The sequence below is a fragment of the Pseudomonas sp. R3-41 genome, from assembly GCF_054161485.1.
Window position 1 is genome coordinate 2,434,709 of sequence record NZ_CP096421.1, and the last position, 12,410, is coordinate 2,447,118.

Annotated in this window: 11 protein-coding genes and 1 pseudogene; 3 read left to right on the forward strand and 9 right to left on the reverse strand. The window is 57.5% G+C overall.

The annotated features are described in order from the left end of the window. Positions 1-226 precede the first annotated feature (226 nt). On the reverse strand, positions 227-2,395 hold the full coding sequence (locus M1D99_RS10995; protein WP_458131768.1) for a TonB-dependent siderophore receptor: 2,169 nt from the start codon (positions 2,393-2,395) through the stop codon (positions 227-229). Positions 2,396-2,685: 290 nt separating this feature from the next. Here M1D99_RS10995 and M1D99_RS11000 point away from each other — a divergent pair, with 290 nt between their 5' ends. Together M1D99_RS11000 and M1D99_RS11005 are read left to right on the forward strand one after the other, a co-directional pair. Further along, the gene (locus M1D99_RS11000; RefSeq protein ID WP_458131769.1) at positions 2,686-3,735 is read left to right on the forward strand and encodes a nucleoside hydrolase; all 1,050 of its coding nucleotides are present in this window, start codon (positions 2,686-2,688) and stop codon (positions 3,733-3,735) included. Positions 3,736-3,832: 97 nt separating this feature from the next. After that, the gene (locus tag M1D99_RS11005; RefSeq protein WP_458131770.1) at positions 3,833-5,821 is read left to right on the forward strand and encodes a M10 family metallopeptidase C-terminal domain-containing protein; all 1,989 of its coding nucleotides are present in this window, start codon (positions 3,833-3,835) and stop codon (positions 5,819-5,821) included. 192 nt (positions 5,822-6,013) lie between these two features. Here M1D99_RS11005 and M1D99_RS11010 read toward each other — a convergent pair. Beyond that, positions 6,014-6,253, reverse strand: a pseudogene (locus M1D99_RS11010) (hypothetical protein); the annotation flags it as partial. Positions 6,254-6,583: 330 nt separating this feature from the next. Next, complete coding sequence (locus M1D99_RS11015; RefSeq protein ID WP_458131771.1) at positions 6,584-7,501, reverse strand: LysR family transcriptional regulator; 918 nt, start codon at positions 7,499-7,501, stop codon at positions 6,584-6,586. A gap of 84 nt (positions 7,502-7,585) precedes the next feature. Here M1D99_RS11015 and M1D99_RS11020 point away from each other — a divergent pair, with 84 nt between their 5' ends. Then, on the forward strand, positions 7,586-8,377 hold the full coding sequence (locus M1D99_RS11020) for an NAD(P)H-dependent oxidoreductase (protein ID WP_458131772.1): 792 nt from the start codon (positions 7,586-7,588) through the stop codon (positions 8,375-8,377). A gap of 240 nt (positions 8,378-8,617) precedes the next feature. Here the strand turns inward: M1D99_RS11020 and M1D99_RS11025 are convergent, their stop codons facing one another. The 6 genes from M1D99_RS11025 to M1D99_RS11050 all read right to left on the reverse strand — a co-directional run bounded on the left by M1D99_RS11025 (position 8,618) and on the right by M1D99_RS11050 (position 12,334). After that, a complete protein-coding gene (locus M1D99_RS11025) occupies positions 8,618-8,800 on the reverse strand; it encodes a hypothetical protein (RefSeq protein ID WP_186709347.1) in 183 nt (60 codons plus the stop codon). 227 nt (positions 8,801-9,027) lie between these two features. Continuing rightward, the gene (locus M1D99_RS11030) at positions 9,028-9,645 is read right to left on the reverse strand and encodes a hypothetical protein (RefSeq protein ID WP_434575254.1); all 618 of its coding nucleotides are present in this window, start codon (positions 9,643-9,645) and stop codon (positions 9,028-9,030) included. Continuing rightward, positions 9,645-9,917 (reverse strand): hypothetical protein, encoded by a 273-nt coding sequence (locus M1D99_RS11035; RefSeq protein ID WP_411387161.1) that lies wholly within the window; start codon positions 9,915-9,917, stop codon positions 9,645-9,647. Before M1D99_RS11035 ends, M1D99_RS11030 begins: the two co-directional genes overlap by 1 nt. A gap of 217 nt (positions 9,918-10,134) precedes the next feature. Next, positions 10,135-10,407: a hypothetical protein gene (locus M1D99_RS11040; protein ID WP_434575256.1), complete on the reverse strand. Its 273-nt coding sequence runs from the start codon at positions 10,405-10,407 to the stop codon at positions 10,135-10,137. Between the two features lie 439 nt (positions 10,408-10,846). After that, entirely contained in the window at positions 10,847-11,356 is a 510-nt protein-coding gene (locus tag M1D99_RS11045) for an HIT family protein (RefSeq protein ID WP_434575258.1), read from the reverse strand. A gap of 111 nt (positions 11,357-11,467) precedes the next feature. Continuing rightward, positions 11,468-12,334 carry a LysR family transcriptional regulator gene (locus M1D99_RS11050; RefSeq protein WP_434575259.1) on the reverse strand — a complete coding sequence of 289 codons (867 nt, stop codon included), beginning with the start codon at positions 12,332-12,334 and terminating at the stop codon, positions 11,468-11,470. Positions 12,335-12,410 lie beyond the last annotated feature (76 nt).

Consider the following 12,410-nt stretch of genomic DNA (forward strand, 5'->3'; position numbering starts at 1 on the left):
CTTTCCTCTAAGCGAAATAAAGCCGGGCAATAACCCTGTGGCGAGGGAGCTTGCTCCCGCTGGGTCGCGCAGCGGCCCTGTTTTGGGGGCTGTTTACAGCCCAGCGGGAGCAAGCTCCCTCGCCACGGTTGTGTGTTTGTCAGGGGTAGGGGGATAGGCCCGTTTCCAGACAAGTAGAGCCTCCGTTCAGGCCGAAAGGGGGCGTTCCAAATGGCGCCCGTTTCTTCTAGAAACTGTACTTGGCCGTCAACATCATATTGCGCGGGCTACCGTAGGCATCACCGCCATAGCTTGCGGAGTTGGCGATGGTCGAATAGTACCGACGGTCAAAGATGTTGTTGGCGTTGACCTGCAAATCCAGGTTTTCGTTGACCCGGTAGCCGGCCATCAGGTCCGTAACCGCGTAGCTACCTTGTTTTAGCCGGTATTCACTGCCATTAGCCAATGGGATGTCGTTGTACATGCGGCTCTGCCAGGAGACGTTGCCACCCACGCGCAGTTTTTCCAGCGGGCCCTGGAGTTGGTAGCTGGTGGTCAGCTTGAACAGATGCTCCGGTGTATCGGTGTCGAACTGCTTGTTCACATTCTGTGGATTGGCCGCATCCTTGACGGTGTGGGTGCGCGCGTAGGTATAGCCACCGCCGACTTGCCAGTTTTCGGTCAAGGCGCCTTGCAATTCGAAGTCGATACCTTGGCTGCGAATCTCTCCGGACGCCTCATAACAGCTTGCCTGTGGGCAGTTTGCCGTGAACAGTTGCACGGCGCGATTTTCCTGATCGACGCGAAACAGCGCCACGCTCGCATTCAGCGCGCCACCAAAATATTCGCCCTTGATACCGACCTCGTAGTTCTTGCCAATGATCGGCTTGACCGGGGTGCCCGAGGTGTCCTTTTCACGTTGCGGCGTGAAGATGTCGCTGTAGCTGACGTAGGCCGAGTGATGGTCGTCCAGGTCGTAGATCAAGCCAGCGTAACGGGTGACGTTTCGGGTGACCTTGTAGTCGGTGTCGCCGTCCCGGTTATCGTAGTCGTACCAGTCCAGGCGCCCGCCGAGGATCAGCTTCAGCGGGTCGGCCAAGTTCAGGCGTGTGGTGAGGTAGACGCCATCTTGAGTGGTCACTTCACGCTGGTCGTTGGTGTGGACGAAATTCGGTTTACCGGCGTTGATCGGCCAGTTCATGTCGTACGGGCTGTAGTTGTGGGTGGTCATGTCGTAGATGCGCTTGCTGGCGCCCACCACCAGTTCATGGGTGCGCCCGAATGCCTCGAAGGGGCCACTGGCAAAGGCATCCACGCCGGCCTGGTTTTCATCGAAGTCGGCCTGGTAAACCGTGCGGGCCAATGTGTTGTTGACCCAGCGCGATTGGTAAGAACCGGAGAACAACGCGTTCTGTTCGGCGTAGTTGGCGTTGACCTGAAGGCTCCAGTCATTGGCCAGGCGATGACGGACTTCGGCGAATACGGTGTTGATCTCCTGATCCTTGTTCTCCCAATCCGTACCTGGATTGTAGGAGCGCGGGAGGTCCAGGTGATGGCCGTCCTGGCCGATCATCGAAGAACCCCAGAAGTAATTGGTCTTGTCCTTCTGATGGGAAAACCCCAGGGTCAGGGTGGTGTCTTCGCTCAGGTCCGCTTCGGTGACCGCATAGAACAGGCCGTGATCCTCCTCGACATTGTCGATGAAGCTGTTGGCATCGCGGTAAGAGGTCACGGCCCGGCCGCGCAATGTGCCACTGTCATTGAGCGGGCTGGAGGCATCGACCTCGCCGCGGTAGTCGTCCCAACTGCCGGCGGCACCGGTCAGGGTCACTTTCTGCTCGGCCAATGGCCGCTTGCGGATCAGGTTGATGGCGGCCGAAGGGTTGCCTGCACCCGTCACCAGGCCGGTCGCACCGCGCACGACCTCGACTCGATCAAACATCGCCAGGTTAGGCTGGGCGCCGACGTTAACGCCGTCGTAGCCACTCGGGATGCCGTCATACATCAGGTTGTCGATTTCAAAACCGCGCGCCTTGTAAGTCTGCCGGCCAGGACCGCCGGAAAAGTCCAGGAACAAACCGGGCGTCGCCTTGACCACGTCGTTGATGCTGGTCATCACCTGGTCATCCATGCGCTGGCGCGTAATGACGGTGACGGCTTGTGGGGTTTCACGCATGGTCAGCGGGAGCTTGGTCGCGGTCGACATCGCGCCGGTGGTGTAGGACTCGGTGCCTTCCGTGGTGCTGCCCAGTTGACCGCTGCCGGAGACTTCGGTCGCGTCCAGTTCCAGGGTGGCGGGTGGGGTGATGCTGTTGTCATCGGCGTAGGCGGGGGCCAGGGTGGTCATGCAAATGACCATGGCGAGAAGATTGCGGGCAGGGGTGAAGTGACGCGGCGGGGTGGTGCGAGTCGACATGAGCAGGTCCTGAGTTACCAATGCTTGTGAGAGTGATTCGCATTAAGTATTGCAGGATTTATCTGACGGATAAAGCTTGTAGAGGTTGGACTAGGCGATGCGCAGGGGCTTGCGGCGGGTACACTCTGGAGCCGCGTGACCGGGCGGCGGTAAATCGCTTACTGGAGGCTATTAAACAGGCGTTTATTTTGCGCGATGCTACTGTTACATCGCTACCTGCGGCGGGAGGCGACCGCTGACGGAAGACCTATATCGGACGTGAATTCTTCATTGGCCAGGAGGCTAGCACTATGTCAGCACAATCCCTCACGCACCTGCTTATCGATACCGATGTCGATTTCGACGACTACATGGCCATCTCGTATTTGCTGAAGCATCCTGCCGTCAAGGTCGAAGGCATCACCGTGACAGGGGTGGGCGCTGTTCACTTGAGTCACGGCGTTCAAAACATCAGCAACTTTCTCACCGTGTTCAATGACCCGGAGATCGAGCGCATCCCCGTTGTCGCTGGCTTTCAGCGGCCCATGGTGTACAGCAATACCTTTCCCTTCGAAACACGCCAGGCAGCGGATCAACATTACGACGCGTCGTTTCCACGGACAAACCTGAACCCCACGCGAACAGACGCGATTGCTTTCCTAAGGGAAACATTGAAGAACGCCGATCATAAATTTACCGTATTGATGATCGGTGGCGGCACGACCTGGGGGCATTTGTTTCAGCAGGCTCAAACCGATCACGCATTACAAGACTTGTTGCGCGGCAAAATAGATCGCATCGTGATGATGGGAGGCAATTTGTTGCCGCAGTACGTCCAGCCCGGCGCGGGCGGCAATATTATTGATGCTCTGGGCAAGACGCCTTACTACACCAATCAAGTGGCCGAGTGGAACATCTTCCTGGATCCGCTTGCTACCCAATATGTCTTTAATGGCGGGATTCCAGTGCAATTGGTTGCACTGAACGCTTGTAACCAGATACTCATTACGCCGGATTTTCTGCGACAACTCTCCAGAATCAGCAACCCGGTTGCTCAATTCCTCACGCAAGTGCTGCAAAGCTCGACCATAGCCCCCGGTATCGGCGCTTATCTGTATTTTTGGGACCCGTTGGCGGCCATCGCGATAACCGACCCTCGGTTTCTCCAATTTACCCGTTATGGCCTGCGGGTCGAGCAAGAGCTGAACGAAGAACAGGATACGAGCGGGCAGTTGATTCCGGATGACGCTGGCGCTCCGGTCGACGTTGCCCTGGGAACGTCACCTGGGTTCGTCTTGTCGCTTTACCTGGGCACTATTGCCGGAAAGTCGGCCGAGGCCACGACATCGATAGCAGAGTAGTAGGTCGTCCAAGAACTTCCCTTCGTCTTGTAAGGTGGCAACCTGACTGAGCCGTGTCTATTGTCTTTGGCGACAGATAGCTATCGGAGGCATCGACATGACTCAGATCATTTCGCCCGCCGCTTCAGCTGGGCGGAACACGGGCATGGTCGCCACAACTTTATGGGGCTCGGACAAAATCGGCGGTATCGCGGTCGATCCGGACGGTACTCTCTGGCTTGGCGCTTATAGTCGCCTGGGGCTCGGCGGCGAAGAGGATTCAGGTTTCACCGGTAGCCTGGTCCGGTTCAATGCCGACGGCAGCCTGGACCGCAACTTCAGTGGAGACGGTAAATCCCTCCTCCCGGTGGCGCTCGATATCGAGGACGGCGGTAATGCGGCCGTGCAGCCGGGAGGCGGTTACCTGGTGACGCGCTACGTGAAAGTCGGCGATGCCTGGGTGTCGGGCATCAGTCGTAACTTGGCTGACGGCAGCCTCGATACGAGCTTCGGGAACGGCGGCACCGCGACAGTGCCTTTCTATTGGAATGAAGATCTGGGCCAGCAAGCGTCGTTCTCCGTGCAACGCGACGGCAGCTTTTTCGCAAGCGCTGGGTATGCCTCTGGGGAGCTCTACATCGCCCGCTTCGACGCGACGGGGACCTTGGTCTCGTCTTTCGGCGAGGCTGGGGTCCTGCATCTGCCGGCGTCCGTCGGCATTCACCCCAGCCGCACGCTCGACGTTTCGCTGCAGGCAGACGGGAAGGTCTTGGTCACGGGGCAAACTACCCTGACCCGCCTCAACCCGGACGGCACCCTGGACAGCAGCTTTGCAAACGGCGGCAGCCTGGCCCTGGATGTTCACGCAAACGCCCTCGTCATCCAGGATGACGGCAAAATCCTCCTGGCGGGCGCCTCGGGCGGTGTAGCGACCGTCATTCGACTCAACACCGACGGCTCACTCGACACCCAATTCGGTGATGGCGGTCAGGTACGTTGGGGCTCGGAAAGCGCTCCTTTCGCGGTAGCCGACATGATCGTGCTGGCCGACGGCAAGCTATTGATTGGTGGAAGCCAGGGCACGCGGGCGGACGGTTATCTGGCCGCCTTGGTTCAGTTGAACCCCGACGGCAGCCTGGACCACAGCTTTGGCAATCCCGACGACGGTTATCACCACCTTGACGGTGGCCGCGATGACGACTACTTGCTAGGTACCGCCTCATTCGACGATGCAATCTTTGGCGGGGCCGGTAACGATCTGCTCGATGGCCAGCAAGGTCGTGACCTGCTGACGGGCGGCGCCGGGGCCGATACGTTCCGTTATGAGTCAGTCACCGACAGTTACCGAACCGCAACCGCTGCCCATAGCGACCGAATCACCGACTTCGACCCCAACACCGACACGATCGATCTCTCGTCCCTGGGCTTCCTCGGGCTGGGTGATGGACATGACGGAACGCTGGCAATACGCGTCAATGAAAGCGGGACGCGGACCTACCTGAAAAGTTTCGAGGTCAATGCGGATGGCGAACGTTTCGAAGTGGTCTTCGACGGTAACTTGGGCCAAGCGCTGAATGAAACCAACATCCTGTTTCAGCAACCCAGGTTGACGGGCACCGAAGGGGCCGATCATCTACAAGGCAACGCCCGAGGCGAAATCATCGAAGGGCGCGCGGGCGATGATCGCCTGTATGGCGCGTTAGGGAATGATGTCCTGGTGGGCGGAGAGGGCCGGGACCTGTTGGTGGGTGGCGGCAACAACGATGTGTTTCGCTTCGGCTTGCTGAGCGACAGCTACCGTACCGCCACCGAAAACCACACTGATCGCCTGATGGACTATACCGTGGGTGAGGACACGATCGATGTGTCCGCCTTGGGCTTTACCCGGCTGGGAAATGGTTACGACGGCACGTTGGACGTGGTTTTTAATGAAGCCAAGGACCTGACTTATTTGAAGAGCTATGAAGCTGACGCGGATGGGGCTCGATTCGAGTTGAGCTTGGTGGGGGATTATTCCGGGTATCGTAATTTGGATGTCGTCTTTGCCGAGCCGTTGGGGGAGGAGGCCGTTCAATTGATCGGAGTGGCTGATAACTTCTGGGTGTAAAACGCAAATCTGGAAAAGGGGAGCGGACTGTACTCCCCTATGATTTTCATGAAACTCGATGATAGAAGGTCCGCTTCTGCGGGCCTGTCCGGTTAAATGAACTTGATCAGCTACTTGGTGACGGTGGCCACCGTGCCGATCATGTCGGTGGCGATCGCGACTGGATACCAGAAAGTTTCGCGAGAGAGTGGGTCATAGATGGCTCGCAGGCGCGCTGGTCGTGTGTACCTTGGCCAGGCGCAAGCGCCAGTCGCCGCCATGCCGGAGGCGGCATTCTTCTTCGGAGTCGAAACTGACGCAGCGGGCCATATGGGGGACGTGTACGCCGACGTCGTTCAGGGCGACGGCGGTCAGCTCACGCATGCGTTTGTCTGCCCCCGTTGAGAGGGCGTGTTCCTGGCTGGCGCGGCTGTCGAAAATCCAGATCACGCGCGGTGTGTCAGGCTAATTGAGTTGACGACATGGGGCTGCTGCGCAGCCCAACGGGAGCAAGCTCCCTCGCTACAAAGGCAATAGCTTGCACCTGATGAACTGACCCGCCACCGAACCGCTCTTGTGGCGAGGGAGCTTGCTCCCGCTGGGGCGCGAAGCGGCCCTGAAACCTGGCACCCTTGGCTTTGGGGAAAGGCGCGATAGTCGACGGTGTGGGTGAGCCAGGCGAAGCCAGGGATTTCAGTTTTGGCGGTTTCACAGGCTTCGGTCAGGGTGGCGATGAGACGACGCTCAATACGGGCGTCGTCATCGTTTCATGGTCCGGTCCATTCATTTCTGCATGCCTGTTGTTTCCAACGTCGAAGCAATAAGCTCGCGTAGCCACATGTGGGCAGGATCGCGATGCAGTCGCTCGGGCCATAACATCAGCATTTCAAACCCGGGGATGGCGAGGGGAGGTGGCTGGACGTGAAGCGCTGGCTCATGTTTCACCAGGCTTTCCGGCACCACCGCAACCAAATCGCTGTGCATCAATGCTGAGACCAGCGAGTTGAAATTGGACACGGACAATACCACTCGCCGTTCCAGACCTTCAGCTGCCAGCGCGTGATCGGTACTGCCAACGAAGCCGGCGCCATCAGGTGACATGATGGCATGTTCAAGGGCGCAGAACGCTTTGAGCGACAGCTTGGTTGCCAGAGCGGGATGGCCGCGCCGCGCCGCCAGCACATAGCGTTCGTGAATCAAGGAGCGCTGACGCAACTTGGGCGGCGCTTCATCGCGGGTGTGCAGCGCCAGATCGATAAGGCCGTTCTCCAGATCCTTGGCATAGTCGCCAGTCGGTTTATTCATAAGCGCCAACCGCATGTACGGGGCCAGGTGCCTGAGCTGCGAGAGCGACGGCCAGATCAAGGCAGTCGTCGCATAATCACTGGCAGCGATCTTCCACGTTTGATGGGACCGTCCGGGTTCAAAAGCGGCAACAGGACTCAGTGCGCTTTCCAGCGCGGCCAACGCGTCACGCAGGGGCCCCTGCAACTCGCGAGCTCGCTCGGTGGGCGACATTCCTCGGGGGCCAGGCAGCAAAAGCGGATCATCAAGCAGATCTCTCAGCCTGCCCAGCTGCAGGCTGACGGTCGGTTGCGCGAGATTGAGCAAGCGCGCTGCCCGCGTCACATTCTGCTCGGCCAGCAAGGCATCCAATGTGACCAGCAGATTAAGATCCAGACGGCGCAAGCTATTGTGCATGCAAATACCATGTGTTTCGGGAATTCATTTCTATCATAGCGGATGCATGCTTACGCTGAGGGACAAACTCAACGCGGAGCCCTCATGAACATACTGCTGATCTACGCCCACCCCGAACCTCGTTCGCTCAATGGCGCACTCAAGGATTTTGCGATCACTCACCTGGAAACAGCAGGCCACGAGGTCCAAGTCTCGGATCTCTACGGCATGGGGTGGAAAGCATCCCTCGATCCGGACGACGCCCCAGGCTATGACGCAGAAATGCCTTTCAACCCGGCGCTTGAATCCCAGCGTGTATTTGCCGCTGGCAGCCAACCGGCGGACATCCAGGCAGAGCAGGCCAAATTGCGCTGGGCCGATGCCGTCATCTTCCAATTTCCGCTGTGGTGGTTCTCGATGCCCGCGATTCTCAAGGGCTGGATCGAACGCGTCTACGCTTACGGGTTTGCCTATGGTGTCGGCGAACATAGCGAAAACCACTGGGGCGATCGCTACGGCGAAGGCAGCATGACAGGCAAGCGCGCCATGTTGGTGGTCACCATGGGTGGTTGGGAATCCCACTACAGTGGCCGAGGGGTGAACGGCGCGTTGGATGACCTGCTATTTCCCATCCAGCATGGGGTGCTTTTCTATCCTGGCTTCACGGTCATGCCGGCCTTCCCAATCTATAAGACCAGCAAGATGGACGCCGCCCGGTTTCAATCCATTTGCACGGCTTATGCCGCTCGCTTGGATACGCTTTTTAGTGATCAACCCTTGTCATTTCGTCGCCAGAATCATGGCGATTATGAAATCCCGGCGTTGACGCTTAAGCCGCATCTTGCAGTTGGTCGTTGTGATCTTGGTATTCATATCGGTGACGGTGAGAGGGTTTGAGGTGAAATACGCATTGGAGAAAGTGGCCTAGCGCGCGACTTGGCGCGTAGCTGGAGGCTTGAGCCCAAGGGTGCTGGTAGCCGGGTTGTGTGCCTCAGGATTGATCATTCCTGGAGGTCAGAACGAGAAAGGGGACGGATTTAATTGCTTTTAAATATATCCGTCCCTTTTTGGTGGTAGGGGACCACTTCGGGTATCGTAATTTGGACATCGTCTTTGCCGAGCCGGGGGCCTGTCCGGTTAGATGAACTTGATCAGCAGCGTGGTGACAGTAGCCACCGTGCCGATCAAACCGGTGGCGACCGCGACTGGATACCAGAAAGTTTCGCGAGTCATTTTCCCGGCTTCGGCGTTGAGCTTCTTCGTCTCGGCCATCAACTTAGCGATTTCGACGTGGACCTTTTCCAGCTCTGCGCCGCTCATATTGAATTCCTGCATGGTGTTCATCCTTTCGGGTCAAGTCGCGCTTTGTGCGCTGCCCATGAGACCCATGCGGTCTATCTCTTGCGGGACACGTCCGGTGAGCACCAGGAAGCGTCGCCAAACGCCATAGGGCGGGGCCTTGCTGCCGTTCATAAAGCCCTAACCCGGCGATCCGATGACAGCCCCAACAGCATAGAAAAGGGGACGGGTCTATTTGCTTTGGCTTTTTATACTTGAAACAGACTGCCGTCATCGTTCAGTGGCCGAAAGTAACCTTTGATGCAGCTGATTTCACGTATGCAGATTTGTATATGAGTTTTTTCCCGAAAGCTTGTCCCCGGATAAAGTTCTAATCCTTCATTAAATGGTGAACGCACTGTTTCATAGGAAGGGACGTCAAGTTTTGTACGGGCTGCATGCATGTTCTCAAATACAGCGCAGTCCAAATGACGTTTCAGCAAATCCAAGTCGCCGTGGAACCCTGGGCTGTTTATTGGTAGAGGATTACCGGTGGCGGCTGTGGTTGCTTCCAATAGTGCATAAGCCCCCTGAAGCTCCAACAAGGCGCCTTCCTCGGTCAAGTTGAAGCAGAGTCCAAGATCAAGCACTGCACCAATGACATAAGGGTTCTTGATCGCTCCCTTGCCTCGTTTCTTGTAGCGTCTGATGCTTTCGGCGTAACTCAGGGCGCGCTCTGGACTGTTTTCCCAGAAATAGATCCCTTGCCCTAACCAGTCATAATCGTTCGTGCTTGGTGTGAGAGACTCGCCAGCAAGGACTGCCTCACCGACATCTCGATCACATCCATGAAAGCCCAAAACAAATGACGGGAGGTTTTGATACATTATCGATACGCAGCCGTAAGTTCGCCCGAATTAGTGTAGACCCCCGTCTTTTTAGCGAACACCTTGGCTTCTTCAGGATCCTGTGACAGGAATTGAGCTAACTGCATCATTCGTTCCGCCACGTCAGAATGAGAATTGTGCATTCGCTTTGAAGCAACGGCCTTTGCTCGGGGAGCCTTCGCTTTGGAAGCGGTCTTTGGTTTGGCGGCGAGATTTTTCACCGGCTCGGCGGTATGGGCTTTCGCGGCTGCGATCTTAGGTTTTTTGGCCATCACGACCTCCTGCGATGTTCAGTTCTACGGGTTGACTCTATCGTCAAAGCGACCAGAAGTCAGCCACATTGATATTCTGCAACGTTTTGAAGCGCGAGTAGGAAGCGGCCACTCTCAACGTAAGGACCTACTGGCGAAGGCAGGTGGCCAAGTCGGTGCATTTTTTAGTCTGTCTAAAACACAAAAAAACGGGCGCTCTCAGGCGCCCGTCGCGCCATTAGCTCTCGACCCGCGCCTGAAGCCGCCGACCAATCACCTCCAGCAAATCACACCCATCGCGTAACGGAATCACCAAAAGCTGAGCGAAGTCCGAAAGCACCACCGTATCGCTGGTGATCTCAGAGCGAAACGCAATGTTCTCCAATACCTGCGTCACCACACGGATGCGGTAATCAGCGGTTGCATGCAGGACGTCCAGCGGGGCTTGGGTGTCGATGAGCAGGGAGGCGGGGGTACAGTCGATGCCAGTGATAGGGACGTATCTTTCCATGTTAAAAACTCCGATCTAATGAGGTTTTAACCACTCAATCGTCGCCAAACAATTAGGTGGCAGTTGTACGCAGGTTGGCGAACCGGGATCGAAAACCGGCAGACCCGAAGGCCTCCCACGCACAACTGCCGTAACGGGCAGCCGTGCAAGTGTGCCAAAGCCTCCGCAAAAAACGCAGTACTTTCGCACTCGATCCTCAGGTCGCCAAACCTGATCGCCATTGAGCGATGGGCATCACTATAGATTTTGTCGGATTGGGTGGGGAAGGTGACGGGTTCCTAAAGCTTCGTAGGAGTTGCGATCGTTTTTTGCCGGAGGGATCTGACGAGGTCGAATCGACTTATTCAAAATCATCAACAGGCCGAGCTGTCAGCTTGCCTGGGCTTCAGCAGTTCCCTCTCAAACACAGTCCCAAGTTTCCAGTCTGAAAAAAACACCTTCAGTCCGCCTCTCTTGAAATCGGCGAAGCCCCGAACGCCTCCCGCAACCTTTCAATCACCTGGCTAATAGAAGGCCCTTGGATCGCGGGCGGCGTAGGGCTCTCACCAAACTCACGCCAGATGAACAATGTCAGCTCCGCACCATCGGTCAATGCCTGGGCGTTTTCTTGAACCCCAAAGGTTTCCAGCAACCTGTACCGCGCATCTTTCCAGAACAGTGCCTCGACCCAGTCGTACACCGGGATGAAATGGAAGTGGATGGGATAGCGGGGATCGTGGCCGAAGCGGCTGATGTAAAGCCATTTGGGGTTCAGTTGTGTTTCAAGAACGCTCTGGATGTTTGCCATCAGGCTGCCCAGCTCTGCGAGTGCGGGTTCGGGCAATTGGGCCAGTGAGTTAACGTGGTGCTTGGAGCCGAACATGAGGTAGCCGGGTAGGGCGGAGGCCAGGTGGTGGTTGACTATCCAGTGGGTGGTTTCGTGGAGGATGAAGTGGGGGGCTAATTTCAAAGCTGACTCCCTGTTAATTTGAAATCTTCGTTTATCAGGATGATCGGGTATTGGGACTGCTTCGCAGTCCAGCGGGGATAAATCCCCTCGCCACAGGGGAGAGTGCTGCAATTAGCCTTCGAACTCCGTTTGTAACATCGTCAAAAACGCCTCCCGGGCAGGATGCCGGCCGGAGTTTTCGTGCCAGTAGAAAAGGTTATCGATGCCCGTCAGCTCGGGAAACTCATACCCTGTCCAACCCGCCCCCTGGCGATATTGCTCATAGATCCCTCGGGGCACCAGCGAGACGCCGGCACCGGCGCTGACACAGCCAACAATGGCGCCATAACTGGCGATGCTGATGATCGGTTGCACTTGGTCATGACGCAGCAGCCACTGCTCCAGCGCCAAGCGGTACGGACAGCCTGTGGGCCACATGAAGATCGCCTTGCCTTGCAGATCGGCGGCGCTGCGCAACGGGCCATGGGATTCGGAAGCGATGAGCACCAGGTCTTCGCGGTACATCACGGCTCGCTTGAGTCCAGGCCGTTCGATGTCCACCGCGACGATCACGCCGTCGAGCCGGTGATGCTGGATATCGTCCAGCAGCTGCGCCCAGGTGCCCGTGCTCAGTTCCAACGACACCTGCGGATACTGCGCGTGGTATTTGGCGAGCAGCTGGGGTAGGCGGCCCGTGGCGCTGGACTCGATTGCGCCGATACGCAGTGGGCCACTCGGGGCGCGGGTGGGAGCGACTGCGCGGCGGGCTTCTTCCGTCAGGCTCAGGATTTTGGTCGCGTACTCCAGAAACACTTCGCCCGCCGGGCTGACCCGTAGCCCGCGGCCTTCGCGGAAAAACAGCGGCGTGCCGAGTTCCCGTTCCAGGGCCTTCAGGCGTGCGGTGATGTTGGACGGCACGCAGTGCAGCACTTCGGCGGCGCGGGCGATACTGCCGGTGTCGCAGACCGTCTTGAGCATGCGCAGTTGGGACAGTTCCATAGCTCACCAAAAGTGAATGGTGGGCTGAGTTTAAGTCACTTGTGCTGAGGTTGGGTGGTTTCGATACTTCGAGGCA